At 47.6% G+C, this 22,201-nt stretch carries 19 protein-coding genes, 1 tRNA gene and 1 pseudogene; 10 read left to right on the top strand and 11 right to left on the bottom strand.

Annotation, left to right across the window (positions count from 1 at the left end):
- The first annotated feature begins 18 nt into the window (after positions 1-18).
- The gene (rpmI, locus tag WHS43_03750; GenBank protein MEJ5338750.1) at positions 19-222 is read left to right on the top strand and encodes a 50S ribosomal protein L35; all 204 of its coding nucleotides are present in this window, start codon (positions 19-21) and stop codon (positions 220-222) included.
- On the opposite strand, the gene WHS43_03745 is transcribed toward rpmI, so the two are convergent.
- From WHS43_03745 to WHS43_03735, 3 genes are all read right to left on the bottom strand, one after another.
- Positions 219-1,475 (bottom strand): FAD/NAD(P)-binding oxidoreductase, encoded by a 1,257-nt coding sequence (locus WHS43_03745; GenBank protein MEJ5338749.1) that lies wholly within the window; start codon positions 1,473-1,475, stop codon positions 219-221. The two genes, rpmI and WHS43_03745, sit on opposite strands and share 4 nt — an antisense overlap.
- A complete protein-coding gene (locus WHS43_03740; protein ID MEJ5338748.1) occupies positions 1,450-2,169 on the bottom strand; it encodes a (2Fe-2S)-binding protein in 720 nt (239 codons plus the stop codon). Before WHS43_03740 ends, WHS43_03745 begins: the two co-directional genes overlap by 26 nt.
- A gap of 151 nt (positions 2,170-2,320) precedes the next feature.
- On the bottom strand, positions 2,321-3,649 hold the full coding sequence (locus tag WHS43_03735; protein ID MEJ5338747.1) for an FAD-dependent oxidoreductase: 1,329 nt from the start codon (positions 3,647-3,649) through the stop codon (positions 2,321-2,323).
- 203 nt (positions 3,650-3,852) lie between these two features.
- Between WHS43_03735 and ilvB the strand changes: the two genes are divergently transcribed.
- Genes ilvB through WHS43_03720 form a run of 3 tightly spaced genes read left to right on the top strand, consistent with a single transcriptional unit; the run spans position 3,853 to position 7,692 of the window.
- Positions 3,853-5,607 carry a biosynthetic-type acetolactate synthase large subunit gene (gene ilvB, locus WHS43_03730; protein ID MEJ5338746.1) on the top strand — a complete coding sequence of 585 codons (1,755 nt, stop codon included), beginning with the start codon at positions 3,853-3,855 and terminating at the stop codon, positions 5,605-5,607.
- Positions 5,608-5,629: 22 nt separating this feature from the next.
- Positions 5,630-6,205 carry an acetolactate synthase small subunit gene (ilvN, locus tag WHS43_03725; protein MEJ5338745.1) on the top strand — a complete coding sequence of 192 codons (576 nt, stop codon included), beginning with the start codon at positions 5,630-5,632 and terminating at the stop codon, positions 6,203-6,205.
- 23 nt (positions 6,206-6,228) lie between these two features.
- Positions 6,229-7,692 carry a leucyl aminopeptidase gene (locus WHS43_03720; GenBank protein ID MEJ5338744.1) on the top strand — a complete coding sequence of 488 codons (1,464 nt, stop codon included), beginning with the start codon at positions 6,229-6,231 and terminating at the stop codon, positions 7,690-7,692.
- On the opposite strand, the pseudogene WHS43_03715 reads toward WHS43_03720, so the two are convergent.
- A pseudogene (locus tag WHS43_03715) lies at positions 7,675-8,807 on the bottom strand (DNA/RNA helicase domain-containing protein). The gene WHS43_03720 and the pseudogene WHS43_03715 sit on opposite strands and share 18 nt — an antisense overlap.
- Before the next feature lie 765 nt (positions 8,808-9,572).
- Here WHS43_03715 and WHS43_03710 point away from each other — a divergent pair.
- Positions 9,573-10,958 (top strand): FAD-dependent oxidoreductase, encoded by a 1,386-nt coding sequence (locus WHS43_03710; GenBank protein ID MEJ5338743.1) that lies wholly within the window; start codon positions 9,573-9,575, stop codon positions 10,956-10,958.
- Here WHS43_03710 and WHS43_03705 read toward each other — a convergent pair.
- Both WHS43_03705 and pdxA read right to left on the bottom strand, forming a co-directional pair.
- Positions 10,955-12,403, bottom strand: a complete 1,449-nt coding sequence (locus WHS43_03705) for a GGDEF domain-containing protein (GenBank protein ID MEJ5338742.1) — start codon at positions 12,401-12,403, stop codon at positions 10,955-10,957. The genes WHS43_03710 and WHS43_03705 overlap by 4 nt on opposite strands.
- Positions 12,394-13,356, bottom strand: a complete 963-nt coding sequence (gene pdxA / locus WHS43_03700; protein MEJ5338741.1) for a 4-hydroxythreonine-4-phosphate dehydrogenase PdxA — start codon at positions 13,354-13,356, stop codon at positions 12,394-12,396. Before pdxA ends, WHS43_03705 begins: the two co-directional genes overlap by 10 nt.
- Positions 13,357-13,381: 25 nt before the next feature.
- Between pdxA and purS the strand changes: the two genes are divergently transcribed.
- From purS to WHS43_03675, 5 genes are read left to right on the top strand one after another with little or no spacing between them, the layout of a single operon-like run.
- Positions 13,382-13,594, top strand: coding sequence for a phosphoribosylformylglycinamidine synthase subunit PurS (gene purS / locus WHS43_03695; GenBank protein MEJ5338740.1), 213 nt, complete (start codon positions 13,382-13,384; stop codon positions 13,592-13,594).
- Entirely contained in the window at positions 13,591-14,271 is a 681-nt protein-coding gene (gene purQ, locus WHS43_03690) for a phosphoribosylformylglycinamidine synthase I (protein ID MEJ5338739.1), read from the top strand. Before purS ends, purQ begins: the two co-directional genes overlap by 4 nt.
- Positions 14,272-14,286: 15 nt before the next feature.
- Entirely contained in the window at positions 14,287-15,855 is a 1,569-nt protein-coding gene (locus tag WHS43_03685) for an MlaD family protein (GenBank protein MEJ5338738.1), read from the top strand.
- Positions 15,856-15,887: 32 nt separating this feature from the next.
- Entirely contained in the window at positions 15,888-16,964 is a 1,077-nt protein-coding gene (locus tag WHS43_03680; protein ID MEJ5338737.1) for an aminopeptidase, read from the top strand.
- Positions 16,922-17,641, top strand: coding sequence for a Crp/Fnr family transcriptional regulator (locus tag WHS43_03675; GenBank protein MEJ5338736.1), 720 nt, complete (start codon positions 16,922-16,924; stop codon positions 17,639-17,641). The genes WHS43_03680 and WHS43_03675 overlap by 43 nt, the downstream gene beginning before the upstream one ends.
- Here WHS43_03675 and WHS43_03670 read toward each other — a convergent pair.
- The 5 genes from WHS43_03670 to WHS43_03650 form a co-directional block, all read right to left on the bottom strand.
- A tRNA-Lys gene (locus WHS43_03670) sits at positions 17,639-17,711 on the bottom strand. The genes WHS43_03675 and WHS43_03670 overlap by 3 nt on opposite strands.
- Positions 17,712-17,743: 32 nt before the next feature.
- Complete coding sequence (gene glmU, locus WHS43_03665) at positions 17,744-19,129, bottom strand: bifunctional UDP-N-acetylglucosamine diphosphorylase/glucosamine-1-phosphate N-acetyltransferase GlmU (protein MEJ5338735.1); 1,386 nt, start codon at positions 19,127-19,129, stop codon at positions 17,744-17,746.
- Positions 19,130-19,139: 10 nt separating this feature from the next.
- Complete coding sequence (gene lpxA / locus WHS43_03660) at positions 19,140-19,931, bottom strand: acyl-ACP--UDP-N-acetylglucosamine O-acyltransferase (GenBank protein MEJ5338734.1); 792 nt, start codon at positions 19,929-19,931, stop codon at positions 19,140-19,142.
- A gap of 1 nt (position 19,932) precedes the next feature.
- Positions 19,933-20,598, bottom strand: coding sequence for a nicotinamide-nucleotide amidohydrolase family protein (locus WHS43_03655; protein MEJ5338733.1), 666 nt, complete (start codon positions 20,596-20,598; stop codon positions 19,933-19,935).
- Positions 20,595-22,175 carry a dehydrogenase gene (locus WHS43_03650; protein MEJ5338732.1) on the bottom strand — a complete coding sequence of 527 codons (1,581 nt, stop codon included), beginning with the start codon at positions 22,173-22,175 and terminating at the stop codon, positions 20,595-20,597. Before WHS43_03650 ends, WHS43_03655 begins: the two co-directional genes overlap by 4 nt.
- Positions 22,176-22,201 lie beyond the last annotated feature (26 nt).

The raw sequence follows: 22,201 nt of genomic DNA, 5'->3' as shown, positions 1-22,201 counted from the left end.
CTGTCTGGAGGTCTGCATATGGCAAAGGTGAAGATGAAAAGCAACAGGTCGGCAAAGAAAAGGTTTAAGGTTACCGCAACAGGAAAGATAAAAAGACAGAAGGCTGGCGGTTCACACTACAACACCCACAAGGCAAAGGACAGGAAGAGAAGGCTAAGAAAGGCAGCCCTTGTCCACCCCAGCTGGGAGGACAAGGTCAGGGGTATGCTAAAGGAGTTTTAGCCAAAGAGGTCTCTCCATAGGCCTCTTGCCCATTCTTCATACCTTTTTGCAGTGCTTTCCTTTCTCTGATTGTCCTCTCTGTGAGTGGGGACAAACCTCTTTGATACCGCGTCGTATCTGAAGGCAGTTTCCGTCATTATGGCTTCCCTGTCGCTCACCATTGCGTAGCATATCATCTGCAGATATTCTTCTTTGACTTCTTTACCCTGAATCCTTGCGTTTATGAGCTTTGCCACCATTTTACCTTCAGAGTGTGCCGCATAACCGCTCTTTGGAAGGTAGCTCTGACAGGCATCTCCTATGACAAAGACATTCTTCACGGAGGATTCAAAGGTGAGCGGATTGACCTCCACCCATTTCTGACCCCTTTTCAAAAGCCCAGCCTCTTCAAGAAGCCTGTTTGCTTTCATTGGCGGGATTATGCTGGCAAGGTCATACTTGAAGTCTCCGTGGGAAGTCTTTACCACCCTCTTCTGGACATCTACTTCCCTTACCTGTGCAGAGGTTATGTAGGTAGCTATATCCTTGTAGAGGTCGTAATAGGCGGATAGGAAGCCTTCGGAGTTTATTATAGGTCTTTCGTTGGCATCAATAAAATACATGTGGGCTTTGAGCTTGTTTCTTTTTATCATGCTGGCTATAAGGGCGGCACGCTCATAGGGTGCAGGAGGACATCTAAAGGGAGGTGGTGGGACGGTTATCACAATATCACCGCCCTCAAAATCCTCTATTAGCCTTTTGAGGTATATGTGCTCTGAGCCTGGTTTGAAGGCTGGAGGGTTGTAAACAAGGGATTCTCTGTAAAAGGGCGCATCTTCTATGTCGTAATCTATGCCAGGAGAAAGCACCAGATAGTCGTAGGCTATGTATCCTGATGATGTTCTTACAGCTTTTCTGTCAAGCTCAATTCCAAGGACTTTGTCGTTCAAAACTTTAACTCCATGCTTCACTTCCAGCACATTGTAAGAAAAGCAAAGGGGTGTAAGCTCCATGAGACCGGCCAAAAAGTGGTTTGACATGGGACAGGACATGAAAAAGGGCCTTTCCTCAATCAGTATTACATCAAGCCTTGGATTTTCCTTCTTCAGATACTTGGCGGTCGTCACACCCCCATAACCACCACCCACTATGACTACCTGAGCCTTCTGCCTCCTTGGGGTTTTTGCGTATACCATCATGGGTGCAGTCAGGCCAAGGGCTACAACCCCACTCAGCAACTCTCTTCTGTTAACACTTGACAACTGCCTGAACATATTTATCCACCTCCATAACAGTGCAATTATCTACAAGCTCTCTTGCCTTTACGGTGGAGCCATACTGCTGTCTTAACTCTGTCCTGTAGTTGTCAAAAAACTGCTGAAACTGGTCTTTGCCCAGAACGCCCACTGCGTAAATCTTACCTTCCTCTTCCTGAAGCACTATTGAGGCGAGAGGGAAGTCTGCCGGACCATCTATAACACTACCCCCATTTCTGGGGTCGTATAGGGCAAGATGGGCACAGCACTGGATTATACCCGCTTTCTTTGTGGTTTCTGAAGGAGCATCGGGTGGATAGTAGTTTATGAAGGAATACTGGGGAGTTGGATAGCTCCACTGATGGGCGCAAATGGCGGAGTATGCTACTATGCTCTTTCTGGAACCAATCCCACCACCCCACCTGTAGCTTTTACCGTCTTTGAGCCTTATCTCCGCAGGTGGGACCGTTTCACCGAGGTTAATTAAATAGCAGGGTGTGGCAGTATGAGGGTAGAAAAAGATGTAGTTTACATGAGGCCTTATATCCTCCTCCTTGAGAGGGGAGCCATCCTGCTTTACAAGCAACGCCTTTTTGTAAGCCTGAAACATACCATCCTTTTGCTGTGCAAGCACCTGAGAGAAAAAGCTGGCATCTAACATTGAGGCCACCGCTACAGTGCTGCAGGTTTTTATGAAATCCCTTCTGTCCATGTATTACACCTCATATTTTATTTTAAGTGTCCTCCTAAAGTGTATGCAAGCTGAGTGCCATAGAAAAAGCATGAAATATCCTTATTTTCAATAACCCATAATTGTTTTCCGGTGCAACATATGTTGCAACGGGGCGGCTGCCCCGCCCTCATCAGGAGAACATGTCCTTATACATGGCCCTTGCCCATTCGTAAGTTGCTTTTGCAAGAGCTTCCGACCTTTCGTTTATTGTTCTTGGTTTTGGGGTTATCTTGTTTTCTTGCCTGTTATACTCGTAGGTGACGTTTATAACAATTGCTTCCTGAGGTGAGCCGTTGACCATAGAGTAGCATGTGTTATCTGGCAACGCAAGAGGAGCCTCTTTACCCGCTATCCTTGATGCGATAACCTTTGCCACAATCTTACCCTGAGAGTTGCCCATATGTCCGCTCTTTGGATAGGCTACCCCAAGGGCTGGAGATATAACATCACCCACCAGAAAGACGTTGGGGTCAGCCTTTGCCTGGAAGGTGAGCGGGTCCTGGTCTGCCCAGCCGGTGGGCTTGCCCTCCTTGTCCTTTGCTATCAGGTCTGCCATCCAGACGAGTTCTCCAGCCTGCTGGGGTGGTATTATGTTGGCATCAGCAAACTTGAAGTCTCCAGCAGTTGTCTTTATAACCTTCTTTACGGGGTCTATCTCTTTTATGGATGCTTTTGTAACCACCTCCACTATGCCAAGATAAACCTGTTCATATGCCATTCTGAAGCCAGGACCCTTGGGGGCTATATCTTCCTTAGGGTCAAGAAGTATTACCCTTCCCTTCGCCTTGTTTCTCTTGAAAACTTCTGCCACCATACATGCCCTTTCGTATGGGGCGGGTGGGCACCTGTATGCTCCAGGTGGAACTGTTATGATGAAGTCTCCCTCTTCAAACTCCCATATTTTCCTCTTGAGGGCGAGGTGTTCTGAACCCGGTATGTATGCGGGAGGAAAGTTCATCTTTGTAAACCTTATAAGGTCCGCGTTGTCTCCAAACCAGGGAGCGTAGTTATAGCGTATACCGGGGGCAAGAACAAGGTAGTTATACTCTATGAATCCCCTTGTGGTATAAACCCTTTTTCTATCCCTTTCTATGCCTATAACCTTATCGTTTACAAACCTGTAGCCATACTTAGTAGCAGGCTGGAGATAATCATGGGATATAAAGTCCAGGTTTACCAGGTTGGCAAGCCATGGGTTGGATATGGGGCATGAGAAGAAGTTGGGCCTCTGTTCTATGAGGACCACATCTATGTTAGGGTTTTCCCTCTTGAGATACTTTGCTACAGTGAGACCAGCCCATCCACCACCGCAGACTACCACCCTGTTGCCTTTTGGTGGAGGCATGAGAGCTTCCATCTTTACAACCCTTTCTGCCGCTGCAAAAACAGGTTGTGATGAAACTCCGAGAGCAACAGCCCCTACTCCTACAGACTTTAAAAGGTCACGCCTTGTAACCATGCTTTACCTCCCTTAAAAGGTTTGATTAAAATCATAGCCTCTGAAAAGCAGGCTTGTCAATAAGAAAATGTTTGGTGAGTTATTAATTATGCTTATTTAAGCTAATTCTTATGGGCTTATACTTCAGGTGAAGAAGACTTAACAAAATTTAAACAGATGCGTATATTTTATATCCTTACAGATTTTTTTTATGGAGGTAAAAGATGCCTAGAAAGGGTGCAGATATTGTAATAGAGGCTTTGAAGGAAGAGGATGTGGAGTTGATATTTGGTCATCCTGGCGGTGCCATAATGGAGGTATATGATGCTCTTTACAGGGATGGGGGAATAAGACACATCCTGGCAAGACACGAGCAGGGTGCAGGTCATATGGCAGAGGGATATGCCAAGGCAACTGGAAAGGTTGGCGTTGCCATGTCCACCTCTGGACCAGGTGCAACCAATTTAGTGACCGCCATAGCAGACGCATACATGGACTCTGTTCCTGTGGTCTTTATAACAGGGCAGGTCCCAACCCATCTCATAGGCAACGATGCCTTTCAGGAGGTGGACATAGTAGGAATAACGAGGCCCATTACCAAGCACAACTTTCTTGTCAAAAGTATAGAAGAGCTCCCCCTTATAATCCGTCAGGCCTTTTACATAGCAAGGACCGGCAGGCCTGGGCCTGTGCTCGTGGACATTCCCAAGGACATAACCCAGAAGCTGAGCGATGTAAGGATTCCTTCCTCTGAAGAGGTCAAAGAATCACTGCCCGGTTACAGACCCCATCTTGAGGGCAATCTTCAGCAGATAAGAAGGGCAGTGAGGCTCATGATGGAGGCAAAGAGGCCCGTGCTCTATGTGGGGGGTGGTGCAGTTCATGCAGAGGCTCAGAAAGAACTTGTGGAGCTTGCCGAGCTTATGAAGATTCCCGTGACTACCACAAACATGGGCAAAGGTGCCTTTCCTGAGCTGCATCCTCTGTCTCTGCACATGCTTGGCATGCACGGCACCTACTATGCCAACATGGCTGTTTACAACTGTGACCTTCTGATAGCAGTGGGTGCGCGTTTTGATGACAGGGTGACAGGAAAGGTGGAAGAGTTCGCACCTCAGGCCAAGATAATCCACATAGACATAGACCCTGCTTCCATCTCAAAGAACATAGTGGTGGATGTGCCTATAGTGGGTGATGTGAAAATAGTGCTCAGAAAGCTTCTTGAGGAGCTGAAAAGAGAGGGTGCAAAGCTCTTTTTCCCGGAGGAAAGGCAGAAGTGGATTGAACAGATTGAGACATGGAAGAAAAAGCACCCACTCACCTACGGAAATTCCAGCACCATGATAAAACCCCAGTATGTGATAGAGCAGATATACGAGGCAACAAGGGGTGAAGCCATAATCACCACTGGTGTTGGACAGCACCAGATGTGGTCTGCCATGTTTTACAAGTATTCTTTCCCGAGGCAGTTTATAAACTCGGGGGGCCTTGGGACAATGGGCTTTGGCTTTCCAGCAGGTATAGGAGCAAAGCTCGGAAGGCCAGAGAGGGAAGTTTTTGTGATTGATGGAGACGGCTCTTTCATGATGACCATGCAGGAAATTATTACCGCAGTGCAATACAGAGTGCCGGTCAAGGTTGCCATAATAAACAACGGATACCTTGGTATGGTGCGCCAGTGGCAGGAGCTTTTCTATGACAGAAGATACTCAGAGGTAGACCTTTCCATCCAGCCAGACTTTGTAAAGCTGGCGGAGGCCTGTGGTGCGGTTGGCTTCAGGGCAGAAAAGCCTTCAGAGGTCAGAGAAATCATAGAAGAAGCACTCAAGGTTCAGGACAGGCCTGTTATCATGGACTTCCACGTGGACAGGGAAGAGAATGTGCTTCCCATGGTGCCCGCAGGAAAGTCCTACAGAGACATGATACTGGAAGATGGTAAGAAGTCTGTAGAGGCTGAGACCATGTATCTGGTAGGATAAAGTCCCAAAAGGAGGCATGAAGATGGCAGATACTCTTGGCACTGCACAGCTTGATGCAGTAAAGGCTCCCCTTTTCAGAGAAGTCAAAAAGGGAGAGGTTCGCAAGCACATAATAACTTTAACAGTCCGGAATGAGCTCGGAGTTCTCGCGCGCATAGCAACCCTTATAGCAGGCAAAGGCTACAACATAGAGGGGCTTTCCGTGGGAGAAACCCACGAGAGGGGCACCTCCCGCATGACCCTTGAGGTTATAGGCGACGATGTGGTCATAGACCAGGTGGTAAAACAGCTCAGGAAACTAATAGATACCATAAAGGTAAAAGACCTAACAGACACGCCTCACGTGGAAAGAGAGCTTGCCCTCGTAAAGGTTCACACCGCAACGCCAAGGGCAAGAGATGAGGTTCTCAGGCTTGTGGAGATATTCAGATGCAGGGTAGTGGATGTCTCTCCTGAGACATACACGGTGGAGATAACCGGCACAGAGGACAAGGTAAACGCCTTTATAGAGCTAGTCAAGCCCTTTGGGATAAAGGAAATGGCAAGGACTGGCAAGGTTGCCATGAAGAGGGAAAGCTCCTCTCAGGAGGAAGAGTGAAATAGCATAGTGGAGGTTTTGAGATGGAAGTAAGAACTGTCAGTTTTAAAGCGGAAGAGGTAAAAGAACCCCTTGCTATTTTTGTCTTTGAAGATAGTATGGAAAACCTTAACTTTCTGGGAGAGTTAAAAGAGCCAGTGGAAAAACTCCTCTCTGCAGAGAACTTCAAGGGCAAGGAGGAGAGCCTTTCAAAAGTAAGCCTGCTTGTGAATGGTCAGGTAAGGGTTTTCTATGTAGCAGGCCTTGGCAAAAGGGAAAAGGCGGGAGAGGACTCTTACAGAGTGGCATCAGCTCTGGTGGCAAAGAGGGCGGGCAAAGACAGGGTGAGGAGTCTTTACATATATGCTGGAAGCCTTGACTACAGGCTGAGCAAGGCAATAGCGGAGGGTGCAATCCTCGGGAGTTATCGCTTTGACAAATATAAGACAAAAAGGGAAGAAGAGAACAGCTTAAAACTAGAGGAGGTATTCATACACGGGGCTGAAGGGGAGGCCGTCAGCGTGGGGAAAATCCTCGCAGAGGCTCAGAACTTTACGAGAGACCTTGTGAACGAACCCGGTAACGTGATAAACCCCATAACTCTTGCAGAAATTGCCCAGAGAGTAGCTCAGGAACAAGGGCTTGAGTGCAGGGTATACGACGAGAGGGAAATACAGGAGATGGGTATGCAGGCCCTCTGGAGCGTGGGCAAGGGCTCTGCCACACCCCCAAGGTTTGTTCATATGGTTTACAGACCAGAAGGTGAGCCAAGGGCAAGGATAGCCATTGTGGGTAAGGGTCTTACCTTTGACAGCGGTGGTCTTAACATAAAGACGGGAGATTACATGAGGACCATGAAGATGGACAAGTCGGGCGCATGTGCAGTGATTGGTATAATGAAGGCTCTTGCCCAGCTAAGACCTCAGGTGGAGGTGCATGGCATATTTGGTGCTGCGGAGAACATGCCCAGCGGAACCGCCTACAGACCTGACGATATAATCAGGGCGATGAACGGAAAAACCATAGAGGTGGACAACACGGACGCTGAGGGAAGGGTCACCCTTGCAGATGCCCTTTCTTACGCGTCAAACCTCGGCGTCTCAAGGATAATAGATATGGCAACGCTGACTGGGGCCTGCATGGTCGCACTGGGCGAATACACAGCAGGGCTCTTTACCAACGACGAGGAATTTGCAGAAGAAATCCTTGCACTATCAAAGCTAACTGGAGAGAGGCTCTGGAAGCTGCCCATGGATGACAGAAGGCTCAGGGAAAAGATTAAAAAAGGAGAAGGTGATGTGCTCAACTCTGGTGGTCGCTATGGGGGCGCCATAACCGCCGCCATGTTCCTGGAAGAATTTGTGGGTGAAGGGATAAAGTGGGTGCACCTTGACATAGCCGGACCTGCACATCTCAGAGAGGAGTTCTCTTACTACTCAAAGGGTGGAACGGGCTTTGGAGTAAGGACATGCGTGGAGTATATAATGAAGTTAGACGGCTCCTCCTAAAAGTTTTCGCAGGTAGGATGCCGTTTCTGGGTTTTCGCAGAATATGTATGTTCCCCTTATACCTCTCGTGAGAAGTATTCTGTAGCGGTTTTTCAGAAGCTTTATGGCAAGGTTTGCTGACTCCAGGTCTCCTCTTTTACCTCTGTAGAAAAGGTCCTTTAGTCCAGCCACACTGTCCTCACAGTTGTCGCCCAGACTCCATACACCGTCCCTCCAAACCAAATCTCTACCCCATACGATGCCTGCATACTCCGTCTCAAAGCCCTGACATCCGTATATGGATGCACAATGCGTGAGATTGTTGGAATGTCCTTCAAGCCAGAATTTTGGATACTGGGTTTTTTCGTCCATTAACCAGTATATGTCTACATTACAGTTCCTATAGAGTTCAAAGTCTGTGTTGTAGAGTGGATAACCTATTCTTCTGTTCTTTAGAGTTTTCCTGTTTTGTTTTTTCTGTCCCCCGGTGATTCCGTAAAGGCGGCGATGAGTGCAACTCTGTAGCCTTCACAGGCCTTTTTTCTCAGAAGACTCAGCATTTCCTCTATTCTTTCAAATAGTTTTAACTCGTAGTCTCCAAGGCTTCTTGGGTCTATATGGAGGTCACTTTCCAACAGGCCCTCCACAAAGCTTGTATAGACATGTCCTCCCCTTACTCTGTAGCTACCCTCCAGCTGGAACTCCTCAACTTTCAGACTACTTAGCCTTGCTTCTTCAAGAAAATTCTCCCTCCACCCCTCTTCATCTGCATTAAGAATTTGAGAGTCGTCGTAAAAAAAGAGGTTAATCTTCCCTTTCTGCATTGCAATTCTTATGTTTTCCCTCCTCATCCTTTGAGCCTCATCGTATATCACAAACTCAAAGTTGCAGTTTCCATACTGCTCAGCGATTCCATCCCTCCTACCCGTAGAATAAAACTTTACCAGCCCTGACAGACCCCTTTCCACGCTATCCAGAAGCTTTCTTAGAGAATTCACGAATCTGTTGTTTCTGTATGCTATAACAGTTCTGTATCCTCTTCTTACAGCTTCAATCATCAAAATAAGGGCCAGATATGTCTTACCGGACCCAGGCCCACCCTTTACCAGAAAGTTTACCCTTTCACCCCTTTCCATTGCCCTTATAACCCTTTCAATAAGTTTTGCCTGTTCCTCACTCGGAGAAAAGGCGGTTTCCACAAGCACGTCAAGGCCTCTCTGTAAGATATCTTTACCCCTTTCTTTCACGAAGCTGAAAAGACTGCTGGACTGAACGTATTCGCCACAGAGAAAAGCCCTTATACCCCCTTCATCCAGCGCCGAATGTAGGAGAGATGCTACCCTGTTAGAAAGTAGATTGTAGCAGGGGCCGACAAATGTGTATTCAGATTCTTGGGCGGCAGGCTCTACTCCATAAAACCAGAGAAGCCCGTCAAAGTCAAAGGCTTGAGAAGCAGAGTGAAAAAAACGTAACTTTTCCACATAGCTTTGAAGCTGCAAGTGAGGGTCATATCCCTCTTCCTTGTCTACTTTCACAGTCCACTTACCTGATTTAAGACCGGTAGTACCCCAGCCCTTGAGTTCAAGGATCAGTGCTTTGGCTTTGCTCTCACTTTTCCCAAGAATTATGAGGTCGATTCTTTCCTGAGAGGTTGGCAAAAAGTATTCAAAAATACAGTAAAGGTTGGCAAGGCCTTTGTTTATGAGCCGCTCAAAAAGTTTATAAATGTGTGAAAATGACTCTTCCTAGGCATTGAGTTGTTCTATGCTTGCATCCTCACCATGAAACATCCTATGCTGTCGGCTTATGAATGCTCTGAAATCTTGGGCGTTGCCAAAACTCTTTGTAAAATCTTCAATCCTGCCATGATAATACGCCCTCATGGAATATAATTTAACCTTATGCGTGTTGTAATAGTAGGCAACGGGCCTGCAGCCGCCAGTGCCATAGAAGCCTTCAGGAAAGTGGACAGAGATTCAGACCTTATAGTCCTGTCTGATGAGGAGTTCCCCACCTACGCACCCAACTGTATGGAAAATGTCATAAGGGGGGACATCTCAGAGGAAGCCCTCTTTTACAAGGGCGGCTTGTCCTTTTATGAGAAATACAGGGTGGACTTCAGACCAAAAAAGGAAGTGGTAGGCGTAGATAACAAAAGAAAAGTGGTTATTGTCAGAGGGGGAGAAGAAGTGCCCTACGACAAATGTCTTCTTGCCGCCGGAGCTTATGCCTTTGTCCCACCCATACCCGGCGTGGAGCTTGGGGGTGTGACCACTGCCAAGAACCTCTACGATGCAAAAAAGATAAGGGAGTGGGTGCTTTCTGGAAGGGTAAGGAGCGCCGTAATAGTGGGCGCGGGTCCTATAGGTGTGGAAGATGCGGAAACTCTCAGGCACATGGGGCTTGAGGTGCATGTGGTGGAATTTTTTGACAGAGTTCTGCCAAGGATGTTAGACAAGTTTATGGCAGAGAGGTATTTAAAGCCCCTTGAGGAGGAGGGGATTCATTTCTATCTGAACCATCAGGTGGTTACCATACACGGTGAAGATGGCTGGGTGGAGGCTGTGGAGATACGTCCTAACGGTGCTGACAGGAGCAGGTTCATAAGGACGGACATGGTCATTCTCTCCACTGGCGTCCGACCGAGAACTAACCTGGTGGCGGACACGGATATAAAGCTTCACATAAATGAAGCCACAGGCAGGGTTGTGGGTGGTATTCTTGTGAACGAATACCAGCAGACCTCAGACCCGGATGTTTACGCCGCCGGTGATATATGCTCTGGAGTTGATGCATGGGGTAATCACAGATGGATTGCCCTTTTCCCGCCGGCACAGCAGGCTGGAGCGGTAGCAGGTTTTAACATGGCAGGACTGAAGGTTAAAAACCCGGGTCTTGTAGACTACAATGCGGTAAAGACAAGGTCTGTCACCGCCGGAAGCGGCGGGACCTTTGAAGACTCAGACAGCTCCTTCAGCTTTGAATGGGAGGGGAAGCTGGTAAAGGTTTTTATGAAAGATGGAAGCGTGTGTGGATACCAGTTTGTAGGGCTTGAGAAGAAAAGAGAGCTGAACCTCAGAAACAGGTTCTTAAACTCTCAAAAGATAAAGAGCTGGTCTGAGAAGCTACTCCTTGACAGGGGGCTTGGTCTTGAGGCAAGTGGTGTTCTCTTCCATCACTTCATAAGGTTCAGAGAAAGGAAGCTGGAAGAGGAGGTAATCAGGGCAATAAGGCTTGGCATGTTGAGGTCTCTATCCAATCCAGCCCTTGATGTTCCCATATTTTAAGGCTTATAAACCTCTATTCTGTTCCTCCCTAACTCCTTTGCCCTGTAAAGGGCCTCATCTGCCATTCTTATAAGGTCGTCAATGCTTTCAATGCCTGGAGCAAAGCTGGCAAGACCGCCGCTAAGTGTTGCCCTTATCTCCCTTTCTTCATAAACTATAAGACTGTTCTGGAAACTGACCCTTATCCTCTCTGCAACAACCTTGCCCTGCTGGAGGTTTGTGTTGGTCATTAGAAGAACAAACTCTTCTCCCCCAAGCCTTGCTGGCAGGTCTGACTGTCTTATGCTCTTTCTCACAATATCCGCAAAACTTTTCAATACAAGGTCGCCGGCTTCGTGACCGTAGGTGTCGTTTATCTTCTTAAAGTGGTCTATGTCCATGACCAGAAGGCTAAGGGGATTTCCGTATCTTTTTGAACTCTCAAGAATCAGGCTTGCGTGGTCAAAGAAAAATCTTCTGTTGGGAAGCCCGGTGAGTGGGTCGTAGTATGCAAGTTGTTCAAGTTCAGACTTCTTTTCTTGGAGCTCCTCAAAGGCAGATTTCAGGCTCAGAGCCATGTTGTGTATGCTATGCTTTAGTTCATAGACTTCATCTCTCAATTTCTCCTCTGAGTTCTCAAGAAGGTGCACTACAGAAAAGTCCTTCTTCTCTATTCTTGCTGTTATGTTTTTCAGAAAAGCTATCCTGTTTACAACCCCTGAAACAACCCTGAAGAGCATAAGGGCTAAAAAGGACGCCATGAAGGCTGAGTAGATGGCAAGCACAAGAAAAACCATGTAGGCTTCCCTGTAGAGCCCGGAAACATCCTTTATAAGAATTATTCTGCCCACAGGCAAACCTTTCATACTGGTAAGGGGGATTTCCATAAGCAGATTCTTTTCAAGTAAACCACCATACAGCACGTAGCCCTTGACGTTGAGGGGTAAGGTAAGCACATCCTGTCTGGAAAACCTGTCTATAACCACATCGCCGATAACCACCTTATCCTTCATAAAGGCGTCAAGATCTCCCCTTGCAAAGTCAGGGACAAACTCTCTATCGTAGTATACCACCCAGTCCACACCCATCATGCTTTCCATAAATCTGAGTATTTCCTCAAGGTTTATACCTACAAAGAAACAGCCCTCAGAATACTGCCTGTTTATACCATAGTAGGGTCCTGCAGAAGTTACAGAGTAGTATGATACTTCCTCACATTTTGTTTCTGAGATTTTTTCTTTGTAGTAGTAAGTGGAAGGAAGTGGCGTGTAGCCAGCGAGAATTTTGAGGTTTTTCTCCTCTCTCTTTAAAAGCTCTCTGTAGTTATCATAAATAAGCCTGTAAGTTTCTTCAATCCTTCTTTCAAGAATCTGAGAAGATATAAAGTATAGAAGGACAAAGGCGACAGAGAGGGTTATGGCAAGAGAGACGATGAGGCTGAGTGCCACCCTCCTTTTTATTGACATGTTTTCCCTGCAAGCTTTTCACACAGCCTGAGAGCACTAAGAGATGGACCCTCGTCCGCTATGCCCTTCCAGGCTATATCGTAAGCAACGCCATGGTCCGGGGAGGTTCGCACAAAGGGCAGCCCAAGGGTAAGGTTAACACCTTCTCTGAAAGCAAGCAGTTTGAAGGGTATAAGACCCTGGTCGTGATACATGCAGAGGTATAGGTCGTAGCTGGGGTTTAAAAAGGCGCTGTCTGGGGAAAGGGGTCCGTCAACTTTGTAGCCCTCCTCCTTCAGGACTTCCACCGCAGGGGCTATTTCCCTCATGTCTTCCTCACCTATGGCTCCCATATCTCCTGCATGAGGGTTAAGTCCAAGAACACCGATGGAAGGCTCAATTTCAAAAAGCCTCCTGAACTCCCTGCTTATGAGTTTTACCTTTCTGACTATCTCATCCCTTCTTACCCTTTCTGGCACATCCCTCAGGGGTATATGTGTGGTAAAAGGCACTACTTTTAGCTTTTCTGAGTGCATGAACATGGCGTATTCCCTCACATTGCAGGCCTGAGCAAGAAACTCCGTCTGCCCCTCGTAGGAAAAGCCAGCAAGCCTTGCCCAGAATTTGTTTATGGGCATAGTTAATAGCCCATGCACCTTTCCATAGACTGCATCCACCACAGCCCTTCCCAGGTAGGCAACCGCCACTTTGCCGGAGGTGAGGGAAGGCAGGGGTCTGTCCGTCTCGCTTATGTTCAGGTCTGCTATGTATACGCCGGGCTCTTTTACCTCATCCACTGTGAACACTTCCCTCAGCTCAAGGTCTACACCAAGCTCTATCTGAACCGCTTCTATTATCTTTTTCTCTCCGTATATGACGTAGGCCTTTTCAGGGTCAAAGTATCTTGAGAGCCTGACTATCAGCTCTGGTCCCACACCTGCAGGGTCACCTATGGTTATACCTATTTTGAGCATGTTAAAATGATATAATACACAGGCGATGAAGGTAAGAGTTCTTATACTTCCCAAGAGAGGGCTCCTTGACCCTGAGGGCAGGGCAGTGAAGGAGATGCTCCTTGATGGTGGCTTTGATGTAAAAGATGTAAAGGTGGGAAAGGTTGTGGAGCTTGAGGTTGGAGAAGGAACGGATATAAAAACACTTGTTGAAAAATATCTTGTAAACCCCCTTGTAGAGGAGTATGTTATAGAATGAAATTTGCTGTATGTGTGTTCCCGGGCTCCAACTGCGACTACGATACTTTCTATGTGATAAGAGACCTTCTGGGGTGTGAAGTGAGTTTTGTTGACCACAACACGGGGCATTTGGAGGGCTTTGACTGTGTGGTGCTTCCAGGTGGCTTTTCCTTTGGTGATTATCTGAGGGCCGGTGTGCTTGCCAGCAAGACACCCCTTGGGAATGCGGTGGTAGAGTTTGCACAGAAGGGTGGCCTTGTGCTGGGTATATGCAATGGCTTTCAGATACTCACGGAGCTTCACCTCCTGCCGGGAGCCCTGCTAAAGAACGAGAACATGAGGTTTGTGTGCAGGGATGTCTATCTCAGGGTTGAGAACAACTCTCTGCCCTTTACCAGAAGCTTTGAAAAGGATGAGGTCATAAGGCTACCCATTGCCCATGGAGAGGGTAGATACTATGTGCCTGAAGAAGAGCTGAGCAGGATGGAAGAGAGGGGTCAGATTGTGCTCAGATACTGTGATGAGAATGGGAACGTATCCCCGGAGTCAAACCCTAACGGTTCTGTGGGTAATATTGCAGGGGTGTGCAACAGAGAGGGAAATGTCTTTGGTCTCATGCCCCATCCAGAAAGGGCCTGTGAGGATTTACTTGGCTATCGGGATGGCATAATTCTCTGGCATTCTCTTGTGGCCTGAGGCTATAATTTAAGCATGAAGATTTCCAGCGAAGCCAAGGTGGGTTTTCTGGTCCTCGTATTTTCCCTTGGCTTTGCCTTTCTTATACTTACCTTTGGAGAGGTGCCCTTTTTCAGGCCTGCGGTAAAGACCTACAGAGTCTACTTTGACAACGTGGCGGGGCTGAGCGTGGGTGCAGAGGTAAGGGTGGCGGGTATAAAGAGCGGAAAGGTCAGGTCTGTGGCTCTCAGAGAGGGTAAGGTGGAGGTGGTTTTTGAGCTTCAGAAAGACATCCCTATCTACAGGGATGCTCAGGCGGAGATAGGAACGCTGGGTCTCATGGGAGACAAATACCTGAACATATACCCGGGAAATCCGCAGGCAGGTGTGCTTCAGGAGGGTCAGGTTATAAGCAGAACCCTTGGCTATGCGGATACGGACCTTCTTATAAAGCAGATGACAGACGCCTCCGAGGCTCTGAAGCTTATGGTGGAAAACTTCCAGCTTATACTCTCAGAAAACAGAGAGGATATAAGGAAGGTGGTTCAGAACCTGGAGGTGCTCACCCATAACCTCAATCTGATAGCCCTTGAAAACAGGGAGGCTCTGAGGGGAGCCATACAAAACATAAACTCCCTTGCCTACAACCTTAACAGAACGCTCCCACAGACCATAGAGAGCATTGACAGGCTTGCAAGGAATCTTGATGCCATAGCCAGTGAGAACAGGCAGGACATAAGGGAAACAGTGGCAAACCTCAGAAGGCTAAGCGACGACCTAAAGATCACACTTCCAGAGCTCTCAAGGAATATGAACGAGCTTTCAAAGAACCTGAACGCCCTTGTGGTGGAAAACAGGCAGGACATAAGGAGCACCACTTCCAACCTCTCCGAGCTTACAGCATCTCTCAGAGAGAGCTCCGAAAGGCTAAACCGCATTATAGCTCATATAGAAAGGGGTGAGGGAACACTTGGAAAGCTCATAAAAGACGAGGAGCTTTACAGAAACGTAACCTCTGGAGTAAGAGTTCTTGGGAAAACTGGTGAAGTGGCGGAAAGGACAAACCTCCACATTGGCTTCAGGGGCGAGCTATACAGGGGCGGCGATTCTAAGGGTGTTCTGACTTTAAAGCTACAGCCAGACAATGAGAAGTATTACCTTTTAGAAGTGGTGGGAGACTCAAGGGGCAGGGTTTACAAGGAGGAAATACTTCCCAATCAGTGGATAGTAAAAAAGGAGTTCAAGCCAGAGGTTACACTTCAATATGCAAGGATATTTCCTCTCTTCGGCAGGGAGCTGGTTCTCAGGGGTGGTCTGAAGGAGTCCACTGGTGGTATAGGTGCCGACCTTGTGTATTCAGAAAGGCTCACCTTTACCTCAGACCTGTGGGACTTTGGAAGAAAAGACAGACCTCAGGACAAGGACCTGAAACCCAACCTTCAGGTGGGTGTAAACTACAGGGTAAGCGGCCCGCTGTATGTAAGGTTTGGGGGTGATGACCTACTAAATTCAAAGCTAAGAGGTGTTTTTGGTGGGGCTGGCCTTATGTTTACCGACAACGACCTCAAATACCTGCTTGGCGGTTTAAGACTTCCCTTGCCATGAGATAAATTGAAATAAATTTATGATTTAGAGCCATGCACGAGGAGTATATTTACAGGCTTTACAGGGTGAATATGAACCTGAGGGAAGAGGAATCGCTTCTTCTTCTTACGGATACAGAGAAAGACTACCTTGTGGAGCTTATGGATGAATTTGTCAGCGTGGCAGAGGGTTTAACCAGAAGGGTAAAACACTTCGTCTATCCTTCCCTGAAAGGTCATGGTAAGGAACCGCCTGAGGAGGTCTGGAGGCTTGCCTTTGGAGAGAGAGCGGTGGAGGAGCTCAAAAAAAACCGTCTTCTTGAAAGAGTTCTTCTAAAGGAAGAATACTCAGAACCCGAGGTTATGCACATACTCAGGACCTATTCAGAGGATGTGCCCCATGTGGTGGTTGCCTTCCCCTACTATTCAACTACCCATACCTTTTTCAGAAAAGCTCTCACAGAAGGCTTTGGCTGTAGATACGCAAGCATGCCCCTCTTTGAACCGCATATGTTCACAGGTCCAATGCAGGTTGACTGGAATTATGTGGCCAGTCTGAGCATTGATGTGGCGGACATGCTCTCAGAGGCGGAGTGGGTCCATGTGGAAGGTGAAGGGACGGACATGGAATTCTCTGTAAAGGAAAGAAGGGCGATAGCGGATACTGGGCTTTTCCACCTCAAAGGTCAGTATGGAAACCTGCCTGCCGGTGAGGCCTTTGTTGCACCCATTGAAAACTCAGCCTTTGGAAGGCTAACCATAACCTACGGTCCTGACAGGAGGCTTGAAAGACCCATCACACTAAAGTTCAGAAATGGCTGTGTGGAAGAGATTGAAGGCTTTGAGCCATACAGATATTACCTTGAGGAAGTTTTCAAAACCTACGATAACGCTCGTATAATTGCAGAGTTTGGTGTTGGGACAAATCCTGGCGCAAGAAGGCCAGACAATGTGCTAGAAGCTGAAAAGATTCTGGGCACGGTGCATATAGCCATAGGTGACAACCACACCTTTGGAGGAACAAACAGAGTTTCCTTTCACACCGATTATGTAGTATTTGAACCACAAGTAACCATAGGAGGTAAGGGATGGCAAAAGAGGCTTTTAGAGAAGGGCAGGCTCAGGACCTAAAGCTGGAAATGCTCAGAAAGGTTCACATCTTTGAAGACCTGTCAGAGGATGAACTCAGGGATGCTCTGAAATACATGCAGGTAAGGGACTTCAGAAGAAACGAATACCTTTTCTTTGAAGAAGAGGCGGAGCCTGGTGTTTATATCCTCATAGATGGTCTTATAAAGCTCCTGAAGGAGACCCATGACGCAAGGATTGTTATAGTGAGGCTTGTGTATCCTGGAGATATATTTGGCTGGATTGAGTGGGGGAAAAAGGTGCCCAGAAACACATACACTGCCAAGGCAATGGTGGAGAGCAAAACTCTTTACATTTCCAACAAGGACTTTATAAACCTCTCCATAAAACATCCGGCCATTGCCATAAAGATGACCTGTGAGGCTACTGCCACCCTTCTTCACAGCTACGAGACCCTCAAGAGCATAGCAGGAGGTAAGGTAGAAGAGAGGATTGCAAGAGTCCTCCTTGAGATAGCGGACAGAATAGGCAAGAAATACGAGGATGTTATCGTAATAGACGCACCTCTTACAAGGCTTGACATAGCGGAGATGACAGGAACAACTGTGGAGACCACCATAAGGGTCATGAGCAAGTGGAAAAAGCAGGGTATAATAAACGCAGAACGGGGATACATTGAGATAATAAAGAGAAGGGAGCTGGAAAGGCTTGCAGTATGAGCCGGGCGGGAGTCGAACCCGCGACCCACGGATTAAAAGTCCGTTGCTCTGCCTACTGAGCTACCGGCTCTAAAGCTTATTATTATAGCATCTTCTCAACTATCAGTCAACAAGTTTTTCTCTGCCCTTACCCTTGAGAATCCTGAGCCTTGGTCTGCTTATGGCAAGGTCATTGTCGGGCACATCCCTGCTTATTATAGAACCTCCAGCCACGAAGGAGTAGCTCCCTATCCTAACAGGCGCGATTATAAGAGAGTTGCTGCCTATGAAGGCCCCCGCGCTCACATAGCTGGGATGCTTCTTCTTTCCGTCAAAGTTGGCAAAGACAACCCCCGCTCCCACGTTCACATCCTCTTCAAGGGTTGCGTCGCCTATGTAGGCAAGGTGCTTTGCCCTTACCCTCTCCCCAACAAAGGATTTTTTAACTTCCACAAAGTTTCCAATGTGGCTCTCTTTCCCTATAAGGCTGTTTTCCCTGATGTGGGCAAAGGGCCCCACAAGGGCCCCCGATTTTATGTGTGAACTCCTGATTATAGAATAGGCTTCTATTACTGCATTCTCTTCCACCACAGAGTTCTCAAGCAAGCTCCCTTTCCCCACCACAACACCCCTGCCAAGTCTCGTGTTCCCCCTGAGCATAACATCCGGGTGTATTTCCACTTCTCCCTCCAGCACCACATCAGGCTCAATCCAGAGGCTCTCGGGCTGATGGAGCGTATTGCCCTTTTCTGCCCACCCCTGAAGTATTCTAAGCCTTATCACATTCTCCGCTATTGCCAGCTCCCATCTGTTGTTAACCCCCATTGCCTCAGCGGGGTCCTCTGCCATAAAGCTCCTTACCACATATCCCTGCTGGTGCATGAGATTAAAAACCTCTGTCAGATATACCTCACCAGTTGCAGGGCTGGGACTCACCCTGAAAAGGGTTTCAAGAAGATGTGGGCAGTAAAATATGTAGACCCCTCCGTTTATCTCTCTTATGAGCTTCTCTTCAAAACTGGCATCCTTTTCCTCTACCACCCTTATCACACTTCCTTGCTGGTCCTTTACCACCCTGCCATAGCCTGTTGGGTCTGGAAGCTGTGCGGAGAGCAGAAGGGCACTTAACTTTATGCCCTCGTATTCCTCCACCATGTGTATATATCTCTGCATGTTCTTAAGAGTCTGTGGTCTTATAAGCGGGGCATCACCGTTTATTACAAGAAGATAGCCTTCATAATCTCTCCAGAAGTCTATTCCAGAAAGCACTGCATCTCCCGTGCCTCCCTTTGGATTTGACTGATAAAAGTATCTGTAAGCATCTCCAAAGTATGACTTTATGTCCTCAGCTCTGTATCCTACCACAAGAGCAATCTCTGAAAGATTGAGCTCTTTCAGGGTCTTCAGCACATACCAGAGCATGGGCTTTCCAAGTATGGTATGCATGACCTTTGGCTTTTCGCTTTTAAAACGCGTTCCAAGACCTGCTGAAAGAACAAGGGCTCGCATGAGAAATATTTTACCCCCTTCCGGCGTCTCTTGCTGTGCCCCTCTTCGAAGTTCTTATGAACTCCGCCAGCCTTCTTACCTCCTCATACTCGCCATACTCCTTGAGGATTAACTCCACTGCCTCCCCTTTGAGCATACCGCTTCTGAAGAGAATTCTGTATGCCCTTTTGAGGGCGGTGATTACATCCTTTGGAAACCCCCTTCTTTCAAGCCCAACCGTGTTTATACCATACAGATGGGCGTGCTGGCCCGAGGCTCTTGTAAAGGGTGGGACATCAAGGGATACACCAGAGAGCCCGCCAACCATAGCATAGGCTCCAACCCTTGCCCACTGGTGAACGGCAGAAAGCCCCCCTATGAAGGCATACTCTCCCACCTCCGCATGACCCCCCAGAGTGGCACAGTTTGCCATTATAACACCCCTGCGGACGATACAGTCATGGGCTACGTGGGCATAAGCCATGAGCATAACATCGTCTTCAATGAGCGTTTTCATCTTGTCTATGGCCGTCCCTCTGTGAATTGTTGCGTATTCTCTTATTATCACATTGTTTCCCACAACCACCTCGCTCTCTTCCCCAGCATACCTCAGATGTTGTGGCTCTTCCCCAATGATTGCTCCGTCATAAATCCTGCAACCTGAGCCTATAGAGACCTTCCCCCTTATGGAGACCCTTGCACCTATCCTTGTGCCCTCACCTATTATTATTTTACCTTCTATTATGGTGTAGGGACCCACCTCCACATCTGCTCCCAGCTCTACCTCTCCCTTTACTATGGCTGTAGAATGCACCTTTGCCATCTTAAACCCCCTTTAGAAGATATTGCCTCAGCACCTCAAGGGCCCACTGGGTAGCCATGAGACGGTTCTCATTCCTTCCGGCTTCAAAGACAAACTTTTTGACTACAACCTCCCTGTCTGTGGCAAGAGCTATAAAGGTGAGTCCCACAGGCTTATCCGCCGTGCCACCCCCCGGTCCAGATATGCCCGTTATGGCAAGAGCCACGTCTGCATCGGTTTCCTCAAGGGCACCTACTGCCATCTGTCTACAAACCTCCTCCGATACGGCGCCATGCCTTTTTATAGAGCCTTCTTCAACTCCAAGCAGCTTTGTCTTCAGTTCGTTGGCATAAACCACAAAACCACCCACAAAGTAATGGGAAGAGCCTGCAACGTTTACGATTCTTGCAGAGAGAAGTCCTCCGGTGCAGCTTTCTGCTGTGGCAAGCTTCAACCCTTTTTCTCTTAGGAGTCTTCCCACAACTTCTTCCATGCTCTCTTTTCCAAGGGCGTAGACAAAGTCCCCGTATTTTTCCATAAAAAGCTTTAGCTCTTCCTCACTCCTGAGGAAAAAATCAACTCCGCCAGCCCATCTCCTGAATCTGTATCCTTCAAGGTCCTTCAGACCTATGGTCCTTACCAGAAAGCCTTCAAACTCAACAGGGTCCTCGCACAATCCTACCATCATGGGAGGACCTCATACCTGTAGAAGGGTCTTTTCAAAAAGGCCCCCACCCTGTGACCCGGGTCAAAGGGCTGAAACTCCTCATATTCAGAAGGGACAAAAATCACGCCCTCTGCCACGTTTTCTGTAGTTAGTAGTTCAAAGCTGACACCCCCAATCTCTATGTTTTCGCGCACACCCAGCCTTTTTGCCGTATGGGGGTTTACATAAGCCCTCTGGAGCCTTTCCATCTCATGAGTCCATGGATTCCAGTGCCCCATGTCTTCCACAAGGGTGCTGTCCGTGTAGAGGAAAACATCTCCCTTCTGTATCTGTTGACCTTCGGTCTCTATGGTGCTTATTTCCTCCATCTTAAGAGCTGCTTCACCTTCTGCCATGAGTTTTTGGTAATCAACGCCGTATTCTCTGAGGAAGTTTTCAGGGCTTACGCCTGTTTCAAAAATATCTTCAAGCACACTGTAGGGGGCGTAAACCCCTTCCTGCTGGAGTGTCCTGGGCGAATATACAAGGTATCCAAAGCCATGCCTGTAGTTTACAAATTCTCTCTCATGAAAGAGCTTCATTGCAAAGAGCAGGTCTGAGTAGTTAGCTGTTATGTTGGGAAAAACCTGGAAGCTTACCACAAACTTCTTATGAAGTGCCTTCAGATGCTCTTCCTTTAAGTATCTGAAGAGATTTCCTATCACAAGCAGGTTTTCAAATTCTTCAAACCTTTCAAAAAACTCCTCAAGGGATTTTGCCGGGAAGGGCATCACATCTCCCACAAAGCTGTAATGCACGCCAAACTTGCGTCTAAGCCCTGAAAGTAAGTTAAGAAGAACTTTTCTGAAGGGAGAATTGAGAAGATGTGCCCCTACAAGAACCAGAGAACCCCTCATAAGAAACAGGCTTTTTTTCACAAATTCCACTTTCTCATCACCCTTCTCTGGACTGAGAAGGGACTGCAGGAACTGCATCATAATATCTGGCTTCACAAGGAGCCTTTCCCTTGCCTTTGCGCACAGGGTTTCATATCTGCTGGAGAGGCAGAAAATGTATGCTCCACCCTCCACAGCATCCACAAGCCAGCGCGTTGCCATCACTTCTGAGAAAACTGGCTCAGCGTCAACAGATAGTATGAACCTTACCTTCTTCCACTGGGTGGGCTCAAGAGTGGAAGGCATAAAGTCCACAACAGGTGCATCAACAAAAACATCTTCTGAAACTTTCTTTGCCAGAATATATTCCTCAAGCCCTGTCTGCCTTCCAAGCAGAAAGGCAGTTTTACCTTTCAGAAGTTTTTCTTTGAGAATTTCAAGAGCCTGGGTATATTCAATAGGGGTAAACTCCTCCTCTTTTTTCATGAATATCCCCCTTAACCTCATTTGATTGCCGGGTATTTCCTGTATGTATGTTATTCCCTTGGTGCAGAGACTTCCCATTCCTCTCGGGTCTGCTGGGTGGCCGTAAAGGTCTACGATTTTGCCTTCTCTTTCGTAAAGTATGTATCCGCAGCCGCATCCACAGCCTGCACAGAAGCCTACCTTCTGTCTGTCAAATTCCTTTACCGTAAGAGGTATTCCTGTGGGCTGAAGGCTCATTGAACAGAGAATTATACAACATTTTC

It is taken from the genome of Aquificaceae bacterium (genome assembly GCA_037481935.1).
Classification (GTDB): Bacteria; Aquificota; Aquificia; order Aquificales; family Aquificaceae; genus Pampinifervens.
The sequence above is the reverse complement of the archived record's forward strand: the minus strand, read 5'-3'. Positions and strand labels throughout refer to the sequence as shown.

What these genes read in the sequence shown, in the direction of transcription:
- rpmI (MEJ5338750.1), top strand. Translation starts at nt 19, where the DNA reads ATGGCAAAGGTGAAGATGAAAAGCAACAGGTCGGCAAAGAAAAGGTTT.
- WHS43_03745 (MEJ5338749.1), bottom strand. Translation starts at nt 1,475, where the DNA reads ATGTTCAGGCAGTTGTCAAGTGTTAACAGAAGAGAGTTGCTGAGTGGG.
- WHS43_03740 (MEJ5338748.1), bottom strand. Translation starts at nt 2,169, where the DNA reads ATGGACAGAAGGGATTTCATAAAAACCTGCAGCACTGTAGCGGTGGCC.
- WHS43_03735 (MEJ5338747.1), bottom strand. Translation starts at nt 3,649, where the DNA reads ATGGTTACAAGGCGTGACCTTTTAAAGTCTGTAGGAGTAGGGGCTGTT.
- ilvB (MEJ5338746.1), top strand. Translation starts at nt 3,853, where the DNA reads ATGCCTAGAAAGGGTGCAGATATTGTAATAGAGGCTTTGAAGGAAGAG.
- ilvN (MEJ5338745.1), top strand. Translation starts at nt 5,630, where the DNA reads ATGGCAGATACTCTTGGCACTGCACAGCTTGATGCAGTAAAGGCTCCC.
- WHS43_03720 (MEJ5338744.1), top strand. Translation starts at nt 6,229, where the DNA reads ATGGAAGTAAGAACTGTCAGTTTTAAAGCGGAAGAGGTAAAAGAACCC.
- WHS43_03710 (MEJ5338743.1), top strand. Translation starts at nt 9,573, where the DNA reads ATGCGTGTTGTAATAGTAGGCAACGGGCCTGCAGCCGCCAGTGCCATA.
- WHS43_03705 (MEJ5338742.1), bottom strand. Translation starts at nt 12,403, where the DNA reads ATGTCAATAAAAAGGAGGGTGGCACTCAGCCTCATCGTCTCTCTTGCC.
- pdxA (MEJ5338741.1), bottom strand. Translation starts at nt 13,356, where the DNA reads ATGCTCAAAATAGGTATAACCATAGGTGACCCTGCAGGTGTGGGACCA.
- purS (MEJ5338740.1), top strand. Translation starts at nt 13,382, where the DNA reads ATGAAGGTAAGAGTTCTTATACTTCCCAAGAGAGGGCTCCTTGACCCT.
- purQ (MEJ5338739.1), top strand. Translation starts at nt 13,591, where the DNA reads ATGAAATTTGCTGTATGTGTGTTCCCGGGCTCCAACTGCGACTACGAT.
- WHS43_03685 (MEJ5338738.1), top strand. Translation starts at nt 14,287, where the DNA reads ATGAAGATTTCCAGCGAAGCCAAGGTGGGTTTTCTGGTCCTCGTATTT.
- WHS43_03680 (MEJ5338737.1), top strand. Translation starts at nt 15,888, where the DNA reads ATGCACGAGGAGTATATTTACAGGCTTTACAGGGTGAATATGAACCTG.
- WHS43_03675 (MEJ5338736.1), top strand. Translation starts at nt 16,922, where the DNA reads ATGGCAAAAGAGGCTTTTAGAGAAGGGCAGGCTCAGGACCTAAAGCTG.
- glmU (MEJ5338735.1), bottom strand. Translation starts at nt 19,129, where the DNA reads ATGCGAGCCCTTGTTCTTTCAGCAGGTCTTGGAACGCGTTTTAAAAGC.
- lpxA (MEJ5338734.1), bottom strand. Translation starts at nt 19,931, where the DNA reads ATGGCAAAGGTGCATTCTACAGCCATAGTAAAGGGAGAGGTAGAGCTG.
- WHS43_03655 (MEJ5338733.1), bottom strand. Translation starts at nt 20,598, where the DNA reads ATGATGGTAGGATTGTGCGAGGACCCTGTTGAGTTTGAAGGCTTTCTG.
- WHS43_03650 (MEJ5338732.1), bottom strand. Translation starts at nt 22,175, where the DNA reads ATGAGCCTTCAGCCCACAGGAATACCTCTTACGGTAAAGGAATTTGAC.